Annotated in this window: 19 protein-coding genes; 4 read left to right on the forward strand and 15 right to left on the reverse strand. The window is 41.6% G+C overall.

All coding sequences use genetic code 11. The features are described from left to right. A partial coding sequence (locus BM043_RS19665; RefSeq protein ID WP_218144176.1) for a hypothetical protein occupies positions 1-446 on the forward strand: 446 nt, incomplete at its 5' end. A 43-nt stretch (positions 447-489) separates the two neighbouring features. Here the strand turns inward: BM043_RS19665 and BM043_RS19095 are convergent. From BM043_RS19095 to BM043_RS19120, 6 genes are all read right to left on the reverse strand, one after another. Beyond that, positions 490-1,086 carry a 3-keto-disaccharide hydrolase gene (locus BM043_RS19095; RefSeq protein ID WP_092794824.1) on the reverse strand — a complete coding sequence of 199 codons (597 nt, stop codon included), beginning with the start codon at positions 1,084-1,086 and terminating at the stop codon, positions 490-492. Beyond that, complete coding sequence (locus BM043_RS19100; RefSeq protein WP_317042397.1) at positions 1,083-1,817, reverse strand: 3-keto-disaccharide hydrolase; 735 nt, start codon at positions 1,815-1,817, stop codon at positions 1,083-1,085. Before BM043_RS19100 ends, BM043_RS19095 begins: the two co-directional genes overlap by 4 nt. 28 nt (positions 1,818-1,845) lie before the next feature. Continuing rightward, a complete protein-coding gene (locus BM043_RS19105) occupies positions 1,846-3,195 on the reverse strand; it encodes a Gfo/Idh/MocA family protein (protein WP_092794830.1) in 1,350 nt (449 codons plus the stop codon). A 103-nt stretch (positions 3,196-3,298) separates the two neighbouring features. After that, positions 3,299-4,069: an ABC transporter substrate-binding protein gene (locus BM043_RS19110; protein ID WP_092794832.1), complete on the reverse strand. Its 771-nt coding sequence runs from the start codon at positions 4,067-4,069 to the stop codon at positions 3,299-3,301. 51 nt (positions 4,070-4,120) lie between these two features. Further along, positions 4,121-5,197, reverse strand: a complete 1,077-nt coding sequence (locus tag BM043_RS19115) for a M42 family metallopeptidase (protein WP_092794835.1) — start codon at positions 5,195-5,197, stop codon at positions 4,121-4,123. Between the two features lie 228 nt (positions 5,198-5,425). After that, entirely contained in the window at positions 5,426-7,009 is a 1,584-nt protein-coding gene (locus tag BM043_RS19120; RefSeq protein WP_092794838.1) for an acyl-CoA carboxylase subunit beta, read from the reverse strand. A 187-nt stretch (positions 7,010-7,196) separates the two neighbouring features. Between BM043_RS19120 and BM043_RS19125 the strand changes: the two genes are divergently transcribed. Both BM043_RS19125 and BM043_RS19130 read left to right on the forward strand, forming a co-directional pair. Further along, entirely contained in the window at positions 7,197-8,138 is a 942-nt protein-coding gene (locus tag BM043_RS19125) for a Ppx/GppA phosphatase family protein (protein ID WP_092794842.1), read from the forward strand. 70 nt (positions 8,139-8,208) lie between these two features. Next, entirely contained in the window at positions 8,209-9,282 is a 1,074-nt protein-coding gene (locus tag BM043_RS19130; RefSeq protein ID WP_092794845.1) for an Ldh family oxidoreductase, read from the forward strand. A gap of 57 nt (positions 9,283-9,339) precedes the next feature. Here the strand turns inward: BM043_RS19130 and BM043_RS19135 are convergent, their stop codons facing one another. The 3 genes from BM043_RS19135 to BM043_RS19145 all read right to left on the reverse strand — a co-directional run bounded on the left by BM043_RS19135 (position 9,340) and on the right by BM043_RS19145 (position 13,203). Beyond that, on the reverse strand, positions 9,340-10,335 hold the full coding sequence (locus BM043_RS19135; RefSeq protein ID WP_092794847.1) for an adenosine kinase: 996 nt from the start codon (positions 10,333-10,335) through the stop codon (positions 9,340-9,342). Positions 10,336-10,368: 33 nt separating this feature from the next. Then, entirely contained in the window at positions 10,369-11,532 is a 1,164-nt protein-coding gene (locus BM043_RS19140; protein ID WP_092794849.1) for a hypothetical protein, read from the reverse strand. Between the two features lie 180 nt (positions 11,533-11,712). After that, positions 11,713-13,203: a TolC family protein gene (locus BM043_RS19145; protein ID WP_092794852.1), complete on the reverse strand. Its 1,491-nt coding sequence runs from the start codon at positions 13,201-13,203 to the stop codon at positions 11,713-11,715. Positions 13,204-13,372: 169 nt separating this feature from the next. Between BM043_RS19145 and BM043_RS19150 the strand changes: the two genes are divergently transcribed. Beyond that, positions 13,373-14,134, forward strand: coding sequence for a class I SAM-dependent methyltransferase (locus BM043_RS19150; RefSeq protein ID WP_092794854.1), 762 nt, complete (start codon positions 13,373-13,375; stop codon positions 14,132-14,134). On the opposite strand, the gene BM043_RS19155 is transcribed toward BM043_RS19150, so the two are convergent. The 6 genes from BM043_RS19155 to BM043_RS19180 all read right to left on the reverse strand — a co-directional run. Beyond that, a complete protein-coding gene (locus BM043_RS19155; protein WP_092794857.1) occupies positions 14,131-15,093 on the reverse strand; it encodes a glycosyltransferase family 2 protein in 963 nt (320 codons plus the stop codon). The two genes, BM043_RS19150 and BM043_RS19155, sit on opposite strands and share 4 nt — an antisense overlap. Then, positions 15,093-16,055: a glycosyltransferase family 2 protein gene (locus BM043_RS19160; RefSeq protein ID WP_092794860.1), complete on the reverse strand. Its 963-nt coding sequence runs from the start codon at positions 16,053-16,055 to the stop codon at positions 15,093-15,095. Before BM043_RS19160 ends, BM043_RS19155 begins: the two co-directional genes overlap by 1 nt. 1 nt (position 16,056) lies before the next feature. Then, entirely contained in the window at positions 16,057-16,608 is a 552-nt protein-coding gene (locus BM043_RS19165) for a DUF4199 domain-containing protein (protein WP_092794863.1), read from the reverse strand. 7 nt (positions 16,609-16,615) lie between these two features. Then, the gene (locus BM043_RS19170) at positions 16,616-17,128 is read right to left on the reverse strand and encodes a DUF4199 domain-containing protein (protein ID WP_092794866.1); all 513 of its coding nucleotides are present in this window, start codon (positions 17,126-17,128) and stop codon (positions 16,616-16,618) included. Continuing rightward, positions 17,121-18,362: a dihydroorotase gene (locus BM043_RS19175; protein WP_317042398.1), complete on the reverse strand. Its 1,242-nt coding sequence runs from the start codon at positions 18,360-18,362 to the stop codon at positions 17,121-17,123. Before BM043_RS19175 ends, BM043_RS19170 begins: the two co-directional genes overlap by 8 nt. A gap of 303 nt (positions 18,363-18,665) precedes the next feature. Continuing rightward, on the reverse strand, positions 18,666-18,859 hold a 194-nt coding region (locus tag BM043_RS19180; protein WP_143189472.1), incomplete at its 5' end, for an IS3 family transposase.

Below are 18,859 nucleotides of genomic sequence, written 5' to 3' on the forward strand. Positions count from 1 at the left end.
CCCTTCTCTCTCAGGTTTTTACTATTTTTTTCGCCTTACATCACTTCAAAGAACTTGAAGGCGGACTCTTCCGCCAACTGTGGACCGCAGACCCGCTTCACCGGGTAGCCTCCTGTATTTTTTCTGTATTTTCTGCCAGACTTTCCGGCCCGGTCCGCCCCGTTCCTTCCGAACAGGAGTGCAAAGGTAAGAGAAGTTTTTTCCTCCGCAAAACTATCGGGATATTTTTTTTCTTCAGATCCCCGCACCATAAGCGGCACAATTCCCCGAAAACAACCCCCGATTCTTCAACTTTTTTATCCCCCGTCAAACACCGTTTGTGTCGATTGGGAGTGCAAATATCGGGGTATTATTTGACTCTGCAATACTCCTACAAGAAATATTCGCTCTTTTCTCCTAACCTGCTGAAAACGAATCGTAAAAAATTACGAAAAAAAATGGCTTGAGAAATTTATCCTCAAGCCATTTGAAATCGCTGGATTTAATCCACTATAATTTCTTTAACACAATATTTCGCCAATAGACTTTTATTCCTCCTCCATCATGGATTTGGAGAAGTATACTTCCTTTTCCATCACCGATTTTTTTATCTGAGAAATTAACCATTTCCACCCCATTTAAATACGATGTCACATTATCACCTTTGACTACAATTCGCATTTTGTTCCAATCCCCAAATTTCAGAGCTTTATCTTTCTCAGGATCCGGCTTGACTAACCAGCCTCTACCATAGGACTCATAAATACCACCCGTATCACTTCCCGGAGGGGCAACTTCCACTTGCCAACCTGACACCATCGTCCCGTCTACTGTGGACCGAATAAAAACACCACTGTTTCCATTTGCCTCCTGCTTAAACTCCAGCATAATCTCGAAGTCATCGTAGTTTTCCTCAGTTCCCAAATAACCGTAACCTTTGTCAGGGCCGCTTTCAGAAACTAAAAGGCCGTCCTCAACATACCACTTTTCGGTACCATAGATTATCCAGCCGTCTAAATTTTTCCCATTAAAAAGGTCTACTTTTTTCTGAGCAATAGCGCTTTGGCCTACCAAAAAGACCAAGACCGCAATAATTATATTCTTCATAGTGTTCTAATTTTTATGTTTTTGTACCAAACTTCGCTTCCATGGTCCTGAAGTGCGATCAGACCAGTTTTAGAAATAGCATAATCAGGAAAGTCATCCCATTTTCCACTATTTCTTCGTTCTAACCAATCTTCAGAATAGGGGACAAATTCCACCGTCTTTTTCCCATTAAGATAATATTCGGCCTTTTCGTTAGTAAACACTATTCTGGAAGTATTCCATTCTCCAGCAGGTTTTACCACTCCTTCTAGATCCGGCTCATACATCGCATAATCAGCGGCAAGTGACTGCCAATCCTCCAAGGGATCTGGAAAACCTAACTGATCAATTACTTGGTACTCCGGACCGGTGTAATAGGGTGCCGCATATTTGGGATCCTCTACCACGTGATAAAACACCCCGCTATTTCCGCCAGAGTCAATCTTCCAGGTAAACTCCATTTCGAATTCCTCAAACTCCATCGGTGCAAAAACAATATCCCCTCCGATATCACCGCCATCATGTCCCAATCCTTTTAAAGTGCCATCCTCGATCGTCCAATTGGGGGGAAGAGAATCTCCATTAAATGCTCTCCAGCCATCTGCCGAAACACCGTCAAAAAGAAGCATCCAGCCATCTGACTTTTCGTCTTCATTAAGGGTGTTGTCCAATACGACTACTTTTTCTACAGTTTCTGTCGTTTCTTCTGTGTTTTTTGGGCTACAGGCTATAGCTGCTGCAACTATACTCATGCATGTAATAACTGTTTTCATTTTCATATTAAACTATTTTCATTTTAACTGGGTCCCATTCAATAAACCGATCTTCGAAATAACTATCATTACATAGCAAGGCAGGTGCTGCCGCTCTAAATCCAAATACTGGATCTTCAACTACCGTACCACCCGTGCGTATGGCTTTAAACCAATTTCCAAAATGATCATAATGAGCTCCTTTCCAGGTACGCTCAGCAGTATAAGAAGTCTCCCGCGGAGGTAATATTTTAGCGCGAGATTCTTCTCCTGAGGAGGCTCTTAATTTGGCTTGCTCTTTCATAAACGGATCATCACTTTCGGCATTTGAATTCAACTTCAAAACTACCTCTTCCCATTTCACGTCCATTGAACCTTTGGTTCCTACAATTCTCAAATAGGTAGTCCCGCTTGTGCCATCTACAAAATTACAGCGAAGAGAAAGATTGAATCCCGGATGTGCTTCGTTTTCAGGATAGTCAAACATCCCTAACAATACATCAGGCACTTCTCTTTGATCTTTCCAATACCTTAATCCTCCCATAGAAGAAACTTTAGTAGGACCATGTGAATTGGTGATAAAGTGTAACGATGAAAATAAATGGACAAATAAATCTCCCGACATCCCTGTCCCGTAATCTAGGTAATTTCTCCACCGAAAAAACCTCAATGGATCCCAATCACGATTTGAGGTATTTGATATATACCGCTTCCAATCCACAGTTTGTTCATTCCCATCTTCGGGCACATTGTATTGCCAAGCTCCTTCAGGAGACATTCGCGCCCAAAAACCCTCGGCATAAACAATATCTCCTATCGCGCCGGCTTCTAACAGCTCCTTTGCTTTTTCATTACCCAAAGAGGAAAGTCCCTGAGAGCCCACCATCATAATCTTTTCGGAATTTCTCCAAGCATCAATTACTTCTGCTCCCTCCTCTACGGAGTGAACCATGGGTTTTTCACAGTAAACGTGTTTCCCAGCATTCAAGGCATCAATCGAAATCTGCTTATGCCAAGAATCCGGAGTGCCAATGATGACCGCATCTACATCCTTACGCTTGAGAATCTCATGATGATCTTTGGTCAAAAACAAGTGATCTCCCCATTTCTGTTTGGCAGAGGTCAATCTACCATCATAGAGATCACAAACTGCGACTAGGCTGACATTCGCATGCCTCAATGCCGTGTTAGTATCCTCTGTACCCATGATCCCGACTCCTATTAGAGCTAGGCGTATGGGTTGATCGGCTTCAAGTTCACATTTTCGCAACAGATATTCTTTTTGGCCCGAATCACTTGCAAATACCGAAGGGGCTATTGCAGCTGCACCGGTAGTTACACCAAGCTTTTTGAGAAAAAGCCTTCTATTATTCTTCATAGGTTATCTTAGGTTGTTGATTTGTTGAAGCCTAAAAGTTAATTAAAATTTTTAAAAAAGTACCGTTGGGAAATTCTATTTTTTTTAAACGGTTGAGTTTACTTTACTGGAGATCAGACAATTTATGGAAATAGTCACCGGCTTTGACCAATCGCGATCCGTACCAAGAAAAATACTCCCCGTCCACCAATAAAACGTGTGTGTTTGGCAAGATTTTTTGAAAATAAGCGACATCGCTTTCTTTAAATGGATACGGTTCACTGCTCAACAATAGATATTCCGGTTCTAGATTTATTAATTCATTCTCAGAAAAGGATGGATAGCGTTTTTCCTCAACTCTATTTTCAAAACCCGCCCAATCCATAATAGCAGATATGAAAGTTCCCTGTCCTGCAACTATGATGGGATTTTTCCAGATCAGATAAATTGCTCTACCTTTTCGGTTCAAGGGCCGGTTAAAATTATTCTCAATGGAATGAATTATTTCTGTTGCCTTTTTTTCGGTACCCGTAATCTGGCCCAAACCCGAAATCATCGTTTTGGCTTCCTCTAGGTTGGAAACATCGCTGATCCAAACTGAAAAATGCTCCTCGAGCCTTGAAATCAGGTCTTTTTCATTTTCCTCTTTATTGCCTATGATTAAATCAGGTTGAAGGTTGTGGATTTCCTGTAGGCGGAGATTCTTAGTCCCTCCAATAATGGTTTTCGACTTTTTCAATCGAGAAGGATGCACACAAAACTTGGTGACCCCAACAAGACGATCATCCAAACCCACATCGACTAATAGCTCTGTTTGAGAAGGAACCAAAGAAATAATCCGCTGAGGAAAATTTTCCAAAAAAATCCTACGCCCTAGTTGATCTATAAACTCCATGGCTGAAAATAAAAAAAGCCACTACGAATATGCATGTAGTGGCTCGTTTTATTAGTGTATATATTTAAAGTCAAAATCAGGTTCAAAATCAAGTAGAAACTCATACATCAGGTTAATAACTTGCTCAATATCCTCTTTGCTAGCAGTCTCAACTGTGGTATGCATATACTTCAGAGGAAGTGAAATCAACGCTGAAGGGACTCCTTCATTGGAATAGGCAAAGGCATCGGTGTCTGTCCCCGTAACTCGAGAAGCAGCAGCTCGCTGAAATGGGATTTCCTTTTTCTTTGCAGTAGCGATGATTAAGTCAAGCAACTTTTTATGTACTGAAGCCCCGTAGGTAAGTACAGGTCCTTTACCCGCCACTTGATCTCCACTTGAAATTTTATTATACATCGGCGCGGTAGTATCATGACACACATCGGTGATGATGGCTGCCTGTGGCTTGATCCGATGGGCAATCATTTCAGCACCTCTAAGTCCAATTTCCTCCTGAACGGCATTTACTATATAAAGACCAAAAGGAAGTACTTTTCCCGATTCTTTAATTTTCCTAGCAACCTGAGCGATCATATATCCACCAATCCGGTTATCTAGAGCCCGACCAGAATAAAACTTATTGTTCAACTCGGACAATTCATCTTTAAAGGTGATCACACATCCCACATGAATCCCCATTTCTTCTACCTCATCTTTGGAGCGGGCTCCGACATCAATGAAAATATTGTCCAAAGTCGGGGAATCCTCCTTTCCTTCTTTTCTCACATGAATGGCCGGCCAGCCAAATACTCCAGGAACCACTCCCTTATCGGTATGAATATTCACCCGCATCGATGGGGCGATCATGTGGTCCGATCCTCCGTTGCGCCTTACATAGATATAGCCATCATCTTTGATATAATTAACAAACCAACTGATCTCGTCAGCATGTGCTTCTATGACCACTTTGTAATCCGACTTGGGATTGATGATTCCTACTGCAGTACCATAGTTATCAGTAAAGTATTCATCTACAAATGGCTTAATGTAGTCAAGCCAAATTTGCTGTCCTGAAGCTTCAAAACCGGTGGGAGATGCGTTATTGAGATATTTGGTGAGAAATTGCTTATCGTCGTTTACTTTATTCATAGGGAAAATAATCAGTTTAATTTATTTGGTTCTTAGCTTTGAGCCCTTGCTTTTTACCTAATTGGGACATTGTTTTTTTAGGAGTAAAACTAATTAACCACGTTTTGGACAAAATGTCTGACTTTACTCAATTTTTCCAATCGCTCAAAACTTGTCCAATCTTTTAGCTCGTGTCCCATCTTCCGTTCAGCAATTTTTTATTGATGACTCAAGACCTCAAATTCTCTTCTACAGGGGAATATTCCCATGTTTCTTTCTCGGTAGTTTGTCTACCTTGTTTTCCAGCATTTTAAATGCCTTGATTAATTTTATCCTAGTCTCAGACGGAATGATTACCTCATCGATAAATCCTCGATGGGCTGCCCGATAAGGATTGGCAAACTTCTCGGTGTATTCATCTACCTTTTCCTGAAGTTTGGCTTCTGGGTCTTTGGCTTCCATGATTTCCTTCCGGAAAATAATTTCCGCAGCACCTTTGGCTCCCATCACTGCAATCTCAGCAGTTGGCCAGGCAAAATTCATATCTGCTCCGATATGCTTGGAGTTCATTACGTCATAAGCTCCTCCGTAGGCTTTTCTTGTGATCACCGTGATCCTTGGAACTGTTGCCTCGGAGAAAGCATAGAGTAATTTCGCTCCATTGGTGATAATGCCATTCCATTCCTGATCCGTGCCCGGAAGAAATCCCGGAACATCAACCAAAACCAATAGGGGAACATTGAAACTATCACAAAAGCGTACAAACCGAGCTGCTTTGGTTGATGCATGAATATCCAAAACTCCGGCCATGGACTGAGGCTGATTCCCCACTATCCCAATACTCCGGCCTGCTATTCTGGCAAAGCCCACCACGATATTATCCGCAAAATTCTCATGAACCTCCAAAAAGGAATCATCATCCACAATCCCCGCCACCACATCCCGCATATCATAGGGTTGGTTGGGATTTTCAGGAATCAATTCATCCAATATTTTTCTACTTTCCTCGGCTTTAAATTCATAGGGATAGATAGGTGCAGTTTCTTCACAGTTTTGGGGGATATAGCTCAGAATATTTTTAATATGCTGAATACATTCTACTTCATTTTTACAGGAAAAATGGGTCACTCCCGACTTGGTACTATGAGCCGAAGCACCACCAAGTTCCTCTGCAGTGACAGATTCTTGAGTCACGGTTTTGACTACATTTGGTCCAGTCACAAACATATAGGAGGTATTTTCTACCATAAGGATAAAATCAGTGATTGCCGGAGAATACACCGCACCACCCGCACAAGGCCCCATAATCGCAGAAAGCTGGGGAATAACTCCCGAAGCCCGCGTATTTCGATAAAAAATATCAGCATAGCCTCCTAAGGAATTTACCCCTTCTTGAATTCTGGCTCCTCCAGAATCATTGAGCCCGACCACCGGTGCACCGTTTTTCATGGCCATATCCATGATTTTGCAGATTTTCTCGGCATGAGTTTCGGAAAGAGAGCCTCCAAAAACCGTAAAATCCTGAGAAAATACATACACCAGCCTTCCGTTGATTTCACCGTAGCCGGTCACCACTCCATCACCCAAGTAATGTTCTCTTTCCAATCCAAAATCCTTAGCCCGATGCCTCACAAACTTATCTACCTCTTGAAAGCTTCCTTCATCCAGCAGCAAATCTATTCGCTCGCGGGCCGTCAGCTTTCCTTTCTTATGCTGAGTGGCGATTCTGCTTTCGCCTCCTCCCAAAAGGGCCTCCTCATTTTTCTTTTTTAATAATTCTATTTTCTCCGCATTTCCCGGAGCATTATAAATGGGTTTATCTGAATTAGTCATGTGCGATTAATTGAATCCTCCAAAGATAATAGGCTTTTGCAAGGGGGAAAACATTCCCGCTCTACTCTAAAAATTATGGGAAAGAAAATTATCAGATTAAATCGAAATATCTCATAATTAAAAACTCTCCTTCCGATAGTTTTTGGAATAACTTTTTATATTCGCCCATCCAAAATTTTGGCAAGATATGAGTACCCGAAAGGCGGCTGTAATAGACATGGGAACCAATACATTTCATTTGTTATTGGTGGAATTAGGTGAGAATAATTTTAAGACTATTTACAAGGAAAAAATCCCGGTAAAACTAGGCCAGGGTGGCATCAATCAGGATCACATATCACCTGAAGCTCTGAAAAGAGCCCATCATACACTTCGCCACTTTCGGAATTTGATCGATGGCGAAAAAATCCATCAAATTTTTGCCTTTGCCACGAGTGCAGTCAGAAATGCCAACAATGGATTGCAGTTTGTCAAGGAGGTAAAAGATTCGCTTGATATTGACATCAAAGTCATCAGCGGAGAGGAAGAAGCCCAGATGATTTATGAAGGGATTCGATTTTCAGGTTCACTCAATGGCCAAACCGAACTCATGATGGACATCGGGGGAGGCTCGGTAGAGTTTATCATCGGTACATCGGCAGAGGCTTTTTGGAAGCAAAGTTTTGAAATAGGCGGACAGCGATTACTTGAGCTTTTTCATCATCATGATCCCATCACCAAAGATGAAATCGGGAGAATCCACGAATACTTGCAGCAAAAACTTCAGCCTTTGATCCAAGCGATTGATACCTATAGACCAACGAGTCTTGTCGGTGCATCAGGGACTTTTGATACGTTAACCGATATTTATTTTGAATCCATGCTCCAGTGTAAATTGACCGGCCAGCATGTATTTGAATTACCGGCTGCGGAATTTCGCAGAATCTACCAAATGCTCATTCATAAAGACAAAACAGAACGTCTTCGGATTCCCGGGATGATTCCAATGCGGGTGGATATGATCGTAGTGGCTTCTACCTTGATCGATTTTATCCTGAAATACATACCGGTAGATTCCATCACCTGTTCTCACTACGCCTTGAAGGAAGGAGCGATTTCTATGTTGCTTAACGAATTGGAGACTATTTAAAATTCCGCTCAAAAGAGTACCCAATACTTTTTACCTTTATGTTACTTTACACCATTTGGCATACCTTACTATGAGCATACTTTCCTACGATCATCTCTATAAATTTACCCACGACATTTTGATTAAGATCGGTTGCCCTGAGTTTCATGCTCAAATTGGTGCCGAAGTTTTGGTATCGGCTGACTTGAGGGGAGTGGATAGCCATGGGGTAGCGAGACTCTCGGGTTATATCAGACTTTGGGAAAAAGGTCGAATAAATACCAATCCCAATATTCGAATTGTCCATGAAAGCCCATCCACGGCAGTAGTCGATGGCGATAGCGGATTGGGACTTGTGGTAGCTCCCTATGCTATGAATGTCGCCATCGAAAAAGCCACTAAGGCAGGAACAGGATGGGTTTCGGTAAGAAATTCAAACCACTATGGAATTGCAGGCTATCACTCCATGATGGCTTTGGACCACGATATGATTGGTCTATCATTTACCAATGCCAGTCCGCTGGTCAGTCCAACCTTTTCAAAAGAACGACTGCTTGGAACTAATCCTATCTCAGTAGCAATTCCAGCAGATGAGGAACCGCCTTTTGTAGCAGATATGGCTACGACTACCGCGGCCAACGGCAAATTGGAAATCTTGCAACGGAAAGGTAAAGAAGCACCGTCCGGCTGGATTCAGGATAAAGATGGAAACCCAACTACCACGGCAGATGGAGTTAAAAATGGAGGAGCTTTGCTTCCCCTGGGAGGAGACCGTGAGCACGGATCACACAAAGGTTATGCTTTGGGTGCGATAGTAGATATTTTTTCAGCAGTCCTCTCAGGTGCAAATTACGGGCCTTGGGTTCCGCCATTTGTTGCATTTCTGGATCCCGACCCCAATCCGGTCGGTGAGGGAATAGGTCACTTTTTTGGGGCGATGCGCGTAGATGCATTTAGACCTGCTGATGAATTCAAATCACATATGGATAATTGGATCAGACGATTCCGCTCAGCAGAACCCACTCCTGGAAATGATCGCGTATTGATCCCAGGTGATCCTGAGCGAGAACTTGAGGCCACTCGGAAAAAAGAAGGAATCCCACTTCTTCAACCTGTGATAGAAGACTTAGTCGACTTGGGAAAGCGATTTGGGGTAAAGTTTTAATTCGGAAAATAAAAAATGGGCTGGCAAAAATTTGCCGGCCCTTCATTTTTTGGAAACTTAAGGCTTTAGCTTTGCCAGAATTTCCTTTGCCTCATGCCAGAGAAGTCTAGGACCGAATTGGCTTACAATTTTGGAACTGGCCATTGATGCCAATTTTCCACTGGATGCGTAGCTATGTCCATTGGTAATCCCATATAAAAACGCACCCGCAAACATATCGCCAGCACCATTACTGTCGATCGCTGTAGTTTTGTAGGGTTCGATATCAATAAAGGTATCTCCATCAAAAATCATTGCCCCGTTTTTACCTTGAGTAATAACAAAATGCTTGGCCACCTTTTTCAATTCCTCCCGAGCTTCCATCAAATTGTCTTTTCCGGTAAAAATCATAGCCTCTTCTTCATTGGCGAAAAGCAAATCCACACTGGCACCGATAACCTCATCAAAGGGATTTCTAAAATACTTAACCATGGCAGGATCCGAAAAAGTTAGAGCCACCTTCACCCCATTTTCTTCAGCAATCCTTTTAGCATGCCTCATCGCTTCCTTTCCATTTTCCGAAGTGATCAAATAACCCTCAATAAAAAGATATTGGGAGTCTTTGATCGCTGATTCATTCAGGTCTTTAGGAGAAAATGTAGCCGTAATACCCAAAAAAGTATTCATCGTACGCTCCGAATCCTCCGTTACCATGACCAGACATTTCCCGGTCACCCCGCTTTCCAAATCCTCCTCAAGCAAGGCATGGTCTACGCCGGAATCATTCAGATCTTTCAGATAAAAGCTCCCCAATTCATCGGCAGCTACTCGAAAGCAGTAGTACGATTTACCCCCAAATTGACTGACCGCCACTACGGTATTAGCAGCGGACCCCCCAGCTTGTTTTTTGGCTTGGGCCGTATTGATCACTTCCATCAGATTGTTTTGGCGAGCTTCGTCCACTAGTGTCATTAATCCTTTTTCGACTCCATGATCTAAAAAAAACTGGTCCGATACCTTAAACTCTATATCGACCAGGGCATTTCCAATCCCAGTCACATCGTACTTCTTCATCTTCTAATTTATAGTTTGTTTGTTTTCTCTTATTTAAGCAAAAATAGGATGACGCTCAAAAGGCTTTTCCCGATCAAATAAATAGCGATAGGTATGATGGGTTTTGTAAATCTCCGCCAAAAGCTGTTCGCATACTCGCATCATTTTAGGATTGAAATCGCCAATCCAGTTCATTTCTATGGTCTTGTATGGAAATGAAGGAGAATTGCTCATCTTATCATAACTAATAATCATGGCACTCTCCACTCCTTTGCCCTGATGCTCCGGCACTACCCCAAATACCAATCCCAACATTTTATTTGGGGGAGAAAAAGTCTTGTACCAGAGAAACTTTAGTTTTCCGATCAAGTCCATTTTCCCATTGACATGCTTAAAAATCTGATTGATTTCAGGAATATTAATGAAAAAAGAAACCGGTTCGCCTTTATAAAATCCAAAATAGATCAACCGGGGATCAATAATGGGTTTCATTTTACCAAACATCAACTTGGCCTCTTTCAGTGTCAACGATTTCCCCATGTGTCTTGCCCAAGCCTTATTATACACCGTCATAAAATATTCCGGTGCCATCTCTTGCAGCTCCTTGCCTTTGATATACCGGAATGAATAGTCCGGGTTGGCGATGATCAAGTTGGCGCGATCAATCATTTTCTGATCAAAGCGCAATTTTTGTACAGGACGCTGATAGGTAAACTGTTTGAAATAAAGTTTGAACCCATAGTCTTCAAAGAACTTTTGGTAATACTTGAAATTCCAGGGCATATTATAATTGGGTTCGGTAAAGCCATCTACCAAAAGTCCCCACCATTTATCCCGCTCACCAAAGTTGATCGGACCATCCATAGCTTCCATACCTTCTGACTGAAGCCATTCTTTGGCAACATCAAACAGCCTAAATGCAGCTTCCTGATCTTCGATACATTCAAAAAAACCTATCCCACCAGTAGGCTGCTTCTCTTTCATTTTTGGATTGACAAAAGCAGCGATTCGACCGATAGTTTGTCTATTTGCATCCTGCAAAAGCCAGCGTTTAGCTTTTGCTCCATTCCTAAAAAGCTTATTCGTATCAGGATGAAAGAGCCCTTCAATGTCTTTATCCAGTGGTCTGATCCAGTTTTTTTCATGCCGATACAGACGAACCGCCATTTCAATAAACTCAGATTGTTCCTTTGGACTGTTTACCTCAATTAACTTCATTCGGGAGACTTTAGCGGGCTAAATTACGTCATTGAATCCATTTGCCAAATTTGGACTTATCCTCTTTGAAAAAGTATTTCCCAGGAATCCTGTTTCAAATAAGGAAAGAGTGAATCTTTTGGCGATAGCTTCCCCCAATCCTGTAATCAGAACCTAGAGAAAGCCTGGTCTTTCTTGTAACTAAAGCATTTCCTCTAGCTCAGGAAGGTAAAGCAGCTCATCCGTTTCAAAATCATACAGTGTAAGCGACCGCAATTCATAATAAGCAATCCAAAAATCCCGCAATGCGCTAAAATACGCTCGTTTATTACTATCCTTTTCATTCTGAGCAATATTCAAATCCGTAATGGAAACATTGCCGGATTGAAACCGCTTCAAGGCGATTTCATATCTTCTTTGAGCGACCTCATCGGAAACCTTGGTAACATTGAGTCGCTCTTTGATCATCAAAAAGTTTTTGACTTTGGTGAATATTTCCTGCTCAAAATTGATCACATCCTGCTGTACAGTATATTCTACCAATTGCTGATTAGCTTCAGCTTGTGCCATTCGGGCCTTATTTCTCCCCCAGTCCAACACCGGAACTGAAATTCCAAGACTTGCTAGGGCTTGTGTATTGGGATTGGTGTAAATATCCCCCCAGTTAAATGCTGCATTGTTATATCCATAGCTGGCATTCAATTGCACATTGAGTCGCTGTCCTTTAGCCTGAGCAACTTGAGATTCAGCTTCGATTTTCCTGCGATCAAATCCCAAGGCTTCGGACCGATTTTGAAAAGCCAGCTCAATCGCCTGCTCGACATTCACCTCAAAATCCGGAATATCTTCCGGCGACACCAAACTGATTTCACTGCTTGGATTCAAACCAATAAATGAATTAACCGATAAAGCAGAGCTTTCTAGGTCTAATTTTGCCTGAGCCAAATCCTGCTGCGCCTGAAGAGTCTGAAGCTCCACCTGCAATAGTCGGTCTTCAAAGGTAGTTCCCAGTTCATAGCGCTTCTTTTCGATTTCGAAAATTTCCTCCGTATTGGCTAAGTTTTGAGTAGCTATGTCGACATTGACTTGTGCCAAAAGGTAATCGAAAAACAATTGGGTCACAAAAAGTGAAACTTCTTCCATTTCCTGGATAAACTCCCGCTTGCTTTCCTCGTAAAGCAGGGGTTGGATTCTTTTATCCCATTTAAACTGATTGTAGGCAAAGATCGGTTGCTGAAGTCGCACATTTACCGGTATTCCAGACCACCTAGTCTGTATTTCGCTGGGACCTGCCAAAAAATTATCAAAGCGATTGGTCGACGTATTGACAGAAATGACTCCTCCGGTCGGAGCGATCACCTGCTGCAAACCCAACTCCAAATCCATAAAATTCTGCCGTACTTCCAAAAACTGGATAGATCCATCTGGCTGCGTAATGCCATTGAATGCCTGAGAGTAACTGGGAAGGGTTCCGTTTAGCCTGAGTTGGGGATTATAATTGGAGCGAAAAAGCCGATACTGCCAGTAGCGATTTTCTTTTCGAGTCAAGGCCCTCAGGGCAGCAGGAGATCGGTCTTTTGCCCGCTGGACCATTTCCTTTAGCGTATAAGATGATTTTTCTTGGCCTTTTGATTCCAGCGGAAGAATAAAAAACATGACCAAAACCAATAGAAATAATGGGTGGATTTTCATAAAATGGTAAACAGTTAGGTAAATTACGTCAACTAAAATACTCACCCTTTTTTCATATCCAAAATTCTAGGGCGAATTGAAGTCCTAAAAAATCTAAAAATAAAAAACAAAACAAGATTTCGAGGCTGAAAATACCTGATTGATTAACTTGCGGTCCTGAAATCATCCCATGAAGAGAATCATTAGTTTTGTTATCCGCTTTATTCCCCGTCCTATTTTACAGCGAGTGAGTCCCGTAATCATGCATTTTTTTAAACTTACCCTGAGGGGATCAGCGGTACACTGTCCGGTCTGCGACCACTCGTATCAAAATTTTTTGCCTTATGGTCGAATTTCCCGCGAAAATGCACTTTGCCCAAACTGCCTTTCGCTTGAGCGCCATCGTTTGATGTGGTTATTTCTCAAGGAGGAAACTGAATTTTTCACAGCCAAATTAAAAGTTTTGCATGTAGCTCCCGAGCACTGCTTCATCGATCGGTTTGAAAAACTACCCAATCTTGAATACATCACCGCAGATATCGAATCTCCCCTAGCAAAAGTGAAAATGGATATCCATCAGATTCCTTTTCCTGAAAATACCTTTGACGTGGTTTTTTGCAATCATGTATTAGAGCATGTGAAAGACGACATCCAAGCCTGTCAGGAGATCAACCGGGTTTTAAAATCTAATGGCTGGGGAATTTTACAATCTCCCGTCTACCCCATCGAAAAAACGATCGAAGACAAAACGATCACCGACCCAAGGGAACGAGAGCGTCTATTTGGTCAGCGGGATCATGTCCGGAAATTTGGAAAAGATTATGCAAAAAGATTGAGCACTTCCGGGCTGAACGTGGAAGAAAATCAATTAGTCAAAAGAATTGACCCTGAAATAGTCAGCAAGTATGCCTTGGCTAAAGATGAAATTATTTTTGTGTGTCGGAAAGGTTAACCGAATCGTTTTTTAGAAATCAATCCTATAAGCAGGCCAGATCCATAGCCAACTAGTTGGGTAAAAGAACAGATTAATGCCAAAAATCCGACCAGAATAGATCTGTGCAGCCAGCTAGCAGATATAAAAACCAGAAGCGTCCATACAAACAATCCAAGCCAAAACAACCAAGCAAACGTGAGATTGAATCCTAACGAGAGAATCCCTAACAAAAGATAGGCGAGGAAAAAAGTTGGTAGAAAATGTACCGATTGTATGGCCTCCGGGTGAAACCTAGACACATTGACCCGGTTCTGCCCAAATGAATATGCCTGTCTGGCAAAGGAACTCCAGGTATTTTTTCGCTTGTGATAGACAAACGCCTCAGGGATGAGTTCAAGTTTAAATCCTGCTTTTTTTATTCGCATACTCAACTCAATATCTTCGCCTCGATTTGGATCTATAAATCCCCCAATTTTTTCAAATACGTGCCGGCTAAATCCCATATTAAATCCTCTAGCCTGATAGTTGGACTTATCTTTCATTTTCCCCCTAATCCCACCAGTGGTCCAAAAGGAAGTCATCGCAAAATCCATAGCTTTTTGCATGTTAGAAAAGTCCTCCGATGCAGCATCAGGGCCACCAAATGCATCAAGTTTTCGCTTAGTGAGAATTCGATTTAAGTTATCGAGGTATTCAGGAGGCAAAATGACGTCCGAATCCAGAATAATGAAAAACTCGCCCGTAGCAAGCTTCATTCCGTGATTTCGGGCAAACCCCTGACCTTGATTTTCCTGAAATTTATAGGTCAGTTGTAATTCCTGATAAAATTTTCCGCATACGCTCTCTGCGGTATGTTGGGAACCATCCTCTATGACGATCACTTCAAAATTTTTATAAGCCTGTCGAGTCAGGCTTTGAAGTAGCTCTTTCAAATCCTTCGGCCGATTGTAAACCGGTATGATCACCGAAAAAAACATTACTCAGAACAATTGATTTGTTCGTCGATTTTGTATTCAGTTTCCTTGGATTGATTTGAAGTCATCAGCTCGGCAATAAATCCTGTAACAAACAACTGAACTCCTACTATCAACGCCACCAATGCCAGAAAAAAAACAGGCTGATCCACGACCTCTCTCACTTTTACCCCTTCTCTGATACTGTATATTTTTTGGGCAATCAACCAAACCGTAATTACAAATCCGGAGATAAAAGAAATCGTCCCCAACAAGCCAAAAAAGTGCATGGGCTTCTTTTTATACCGATGAACGAATGATACGGAAATCAAATCCAGAAAGCCATTGAGAAATCGCTCCAGACCAAATTTTGAATAGCCGTATTTCCGGGCTTGATGCTGGACCACTTTTTCACCGATTTTGGTATAGCCGTTCCACTTGGCCAGTAGTGGAATGTATCGGTGCATTTCACCATAAATCTGAATATTCTTTACGACCTTCAGCTTGTAGGCTTTCAATCCGCAGTTGAAATCGTGTAGTTTTATTCCCGAGATCCAGCGGGTCACTCCATTGAAAAATCGGGAAGGGATAGTTTTACTAATCGGATCATGGCGCTCCTTTTTCCATCCTGAGACGACATCAAATCCTTCTTCCACGATCATTTGGTAAAGGGCAGGTATCTCATCAGGGCTATCCTGCAGATCCGCATCCAAAGTAACTACCACTTTGCCTTTTGCTTGGGAAAAGCCAGCATCCAGCGCTGCGGATTTTCCGTAATTTCTGGTAAAATTCAGACCTTTGATGTTTCCATTTTTCTTTGATAACTCCCCGATTACCTCCCAGGAGCTATCGGTACTTCCGTCATTGACCAAAATAATCTCATATGAAAACCCATGGTCGTTCATCACCCGACTGATCCAATGGGTTAATTCGGGAAGCGACTCTTCTTCATTGAAAACTGGTATAACAGTGGAAATCTGAAGCATTTTAATAATCTAAAGACTTATCTCTCTTTTTAAGAATTGCTCCAAGAATCAGTGAAACTATCGCATAGGCTATAAGGCCAAAACCAAAGTTTTTAATCTGTCCTAAGGCGGTAAAATTAGAGAGTGTAGTTTCTTTTATTTCATCTAATTGTTCGGTAGACATTGAATCAGGCGAAGCTCCAAAGCTCTCCATCATCTCTAAGGTGGATTCAAGAGTTTTCTCAGCTAGCACCTCAGGTAAACTTGGGTCTATCACTTGAAAAAGGATAATTTGCCCTAATAGACCAATTATTCCAGATATTATCATGGTGATAAAGCTAAAATTAAAAGCAGTGCCAAAAGACATGAAACCACCTAATTCACTTCGATATTGCTTCCCAAAATAGATAATCAAAGCAAAGAACAATACGATCATCACGAGACCAAACCAGCCAGAAGCCAAGAGCCCAGAATTAATAAAATAAATGACGTAAGTAATCGTCAAGGATACTAATCCGATGATTAAACCAGGCTGTACCGCAGCTTGAAAAGGAGATTTTGCATTTTCTTCCATAGTGAGTTTAGTTAGGGTTTTTTCTTAAAATTATTGAAATAATTATCGTAAAAAACAATCCTGGGATAATTTTCCAGAGTGAATCACTCAATGCGACATCCATTAGGGCCATTTCACGGATGTTTTCCAAGGTATTTTGGAAGGAGGATTCACCCAATTGATCTATAATCGTTTGTCGGTTTTCAGACAATACATTGAGCTTGGAATCCAAAATGACTTGAAATAAATCAGGAAACAAAACCAAAATGATCCATATCCCAAGTCCGGAAACCAAAGCAATAAGCATATAGGTTACAAACCCCACGGACATTCCTTCGGCAAATGAAATATAGCCGTTGTTGGTATAATCCTTAAAAAACTTTAGCGCCAAAAAGATCGAAATCGGGGTAATTAAATATCCAAAAACCAGATTTAAATTGGTCGGATCTGGCTGGAGAAACGCAAGCAGGCCAAATGAAGCGATGCTCAAAATTCCTCCTAAAATGCCAAATTGATAGGCTGAGGCGAAGTATTTATTCATCGATTTGAGCTAATTGCCCTTTCTGGATTACAAATTTGACTTTTCCAGTCAACTCCTGCCCAAACCATGGATGATTTGAAGCCAAGGATTTATTGGTATCCTTGGAATAAACCCAATTGGCTGTGGGATCAAAAATTGTCCAATTCTCTCCGAGCTCTCTGTTCAAAACTTTTGCAGGACCACTGGTGATTTTTTGAATTAATAGATCCCAACTCAACTCCTCAGCCAGCTTCACCATTCCCGGTAGAAAAGTCTGCAAACCAATCTGCCCCAAATTAGCCAGATCAAATTCCATAAATTTCGAATCCAAATCCTGCGGCTGATGATTGGAGCAAATCGCGTCAATGGTCCCGTCTTTTAGACCTTGGATTAGCGCAGCTCTTTCCTTTGAGCCCCGAAAAGGAGGCATTACTTTATAGTTTGGATCAAAATCCTTCAAGTCCTCATCTGAAAACAAAAGTTGGGCAATTGAGACATCAGCCGAGACGTTTAACCCTTCTTTTTTGGCCATTCGGATCAATTCGACAGATTTAGCTGTACTCAATGTTTGAAAATGGACTCTTCCCCCTGCGTAGCGCATAAGCTCAAGATTACGGTGAACGGCTATTTCTTCGGCCATCGCTGGAAGGCCCTTCAGTCCAAGATTAGTGGATATTTTTCCTTCATGCATCTGACCAAAAATCGCCAAAAGCGGATCAAAAGGATGATCAAACAATATCCCATTAAATTTTTGAAGGTATTGGAGGACTTTTAAGTATCGGTCTGCGTGATGTAGTGTATTTGTTCCATCTCCAAAAATGGATATTCCAGTTTGGTAATGCATATCCAATATCTCAGTCAAATCCTCTCCATTGGTGTTTTTAGTTACTGCACCTTGGATAATCAGCTCCGGAAGAAATCGAGCAGATTTTGATTTCAAAAAGTCGATTTCATTTTTAGATTGAATGACAGGATCGGTATTGGGAAGAATCACTGCCGCACAAAATCCGCTGGCTTGCAATGATTCACAAAGGCTTTCTACAGTTTCCTTATACTCTAGTCCAGGCTCTCCCAAACCAACCCGAAGGTCAATCCATCCTTTGGATGCGAAGCAACCTGATGTGTCAAATACGTGATCGGCATTTTGATTGGATGGAAAATCAGAATGCAATCGCTGACCATCAAAATAAAAATCACCGGTTTTTCTGAATTCTGGATCTATTACGGTGAGGTTTTTAAATAGGATTGTCATCATTAGATATTTCCACAAAACTGCATCAAAATTCTAAAAATGAAAAATAAACTTTATGTATATCGGCATTCTGGTGACTAGTAGGATTAAATAGATGGAAAGACAGATAATTGTTTGATCAAAAGTGTACTTCAATCGTCTAAACGTAGGCAGTGACCGATATAGAGTTGGATTTACTACAAAAAACTGGACAATATTTTTAAGCCTGTTTTTGAATTGATTTAATGCCGCCTGCCGCGGGGCTACTCAACTAATCAGTGGGATTTAGAAAAAAAATCCCCCTGATTAGTTCGAGTTCAGTTTTCTTCATGCGGCCTTTGTTTTTGTTGTTTCTCCGAACTGCTCAGGAGTGAGGTAATTCAGGTAGGAATGTTTTCTTTCTTTGTTGTACCAGATTTCGATGAACTCAAAGAGTTCAACCTGTATCTGTCTAACGTTCAATACCGGAAGCTGGTAGATCAGCTCAGATTTGATGATTTTAAAGAAGTTTTCTGCCACGG

Origin of the sequence: Algoriphagus hitonicola (genome assembly GCF_900113375.1) — a bacterium.
Taxonomy (GTDB): domain Bacteria; phylum Bacteroidota; class Bacteroidia; order Cytophagales; family Cyclobacteriaceae; genus Algoriphagus; species Algoriphagus hitonicola.

What these genes read in the sequence shown, in the direction of transcription:
- BM043_RS19095 (WP_092794824.1), bottom strand. Translation starts at nt 1,086, where the DNA reads ATGAAGAATATAATTATTGCGGTCTTGGTCTTTTTGGTAGGCCAAAGC.
- BM043_RS19100 (WP_317042397.1), bottom strand. Translation starts at nt 1,817, where the DNA reads ATGAGTATAGTTGCAGCAGCTATAGCCTGTAGCCCAAAAAACACAGAA.
- BM043_RS19105 (WP_092794830.1), bottom strand. Translation starts at nt 3,195, where the DNA reads ATGAAGAATAATAGAAGGCTTTTTCTCAAAAAGCTTGGTGTAACTACC.
- BM043_RS19110 (WP_092794832.1), bottom strand. Translation starts at nt 4,069, where the DNA reads ATGGAGTTTATAGATCAACTAGGGCGTAGGATTTTTTTGGAAAATTTT.
- BM043_RS19115 (WP_092794835.1), bottom strand. Translation starts at nt 5,197, where the DNA reads ATGAATAAAGTAAACGACGATAAGCAATTTCTCACCAAATATCTCAAT.
- BM043_RS19120 (WP_092794838.1), bottom strand. Translation starts at nt 7,009, where the DNA reads ATGACTAATTCAGATAAACCCATTTATAATGCTCCGGGAAATGCGGAG.
- BM043_RS19125 (WP_092794842.1), top strand. Translation starts at nt 7,197, where the DNA reads ATGAGTACCCGAAAGGCGGCTGTAATAGACATGGGAACCAATACATTT.
- BM043_RS19130 (WP_092794845.1), top strand. Translation starts at nt 8,209, where the DNA reads ATGAGCATACTTTCCTACGATCATCTCTATAAATTTACCCACGACATT.
- BM043_RS19135 (WP_092794847.1), bottom strand. Translation starts at nt 10,335, where the DNA reads ATGAAGAAGTACGATGTGACTGGGATTGGAAATGCCCTGGTCGATATA.
- BM043_RS19140 (WP_092794849.1), bottom strand. Translation starts at nt 11,532, where the DNA reads ATGAAGTTAATTGAGGTAAACAGTCCAAAGGAACAATCTGAGTTTATT.
- BM043_RS19145 (WP_092794852.1), bottom strand. Translation starts at nt 13,203, where the DNA reads ATGAAAATCCACCCATTATTTCTATTGGTTTTGGTCATGTTTTTTATT.
- BM043_RS19150 (WP_092794854.1), top strand. Translation starts at nt 13,373, where the DNA reads ATGAAGAGAATCATTAGTTTTGTTATCCGCTTTATTCCCCGTCCTATT.
- BM043_RS19155 (WP_092794857.1), bottom strand. Translation starts at nt 15,093, where the DNA reads ATGTTTTTTTCGGTGATCATACCGGTTTACAATCGGCCGAAGGATTTG.
- BM043_RS19160 (WP_092794860.1), bottom strand. Translation starts at nt 16,055, where the DNA reads ATGCTTCAGATTTCCACTGTTATACCAGTTTTCAATGAAGAAGAGTCG.
- BM043_RS19165 (WP_092794863.1), bottom strand. Translation starts at nt 16,608, where the DNA reads ATGGAAGAAAATGCAAAATCTCCTTTTCAAGCTGCGGTACAGCCTGGT.
- BM043_RS19170 (WP_092794866.1), bottom strand. Translation starts at nt 17,128, where the DNA reads ATGAATAAATACTTCGCCTCAGCCTATCAATTTGGCATTTTAGGAGGA.
- BM043_RS19175 (WP_317042398.1), bottom strand. Translation starts at nt 18,362, where the DNA reads ATGATGACAATCCTATTTAAAAACCTCACCGTAATAGATCCAGAATTC.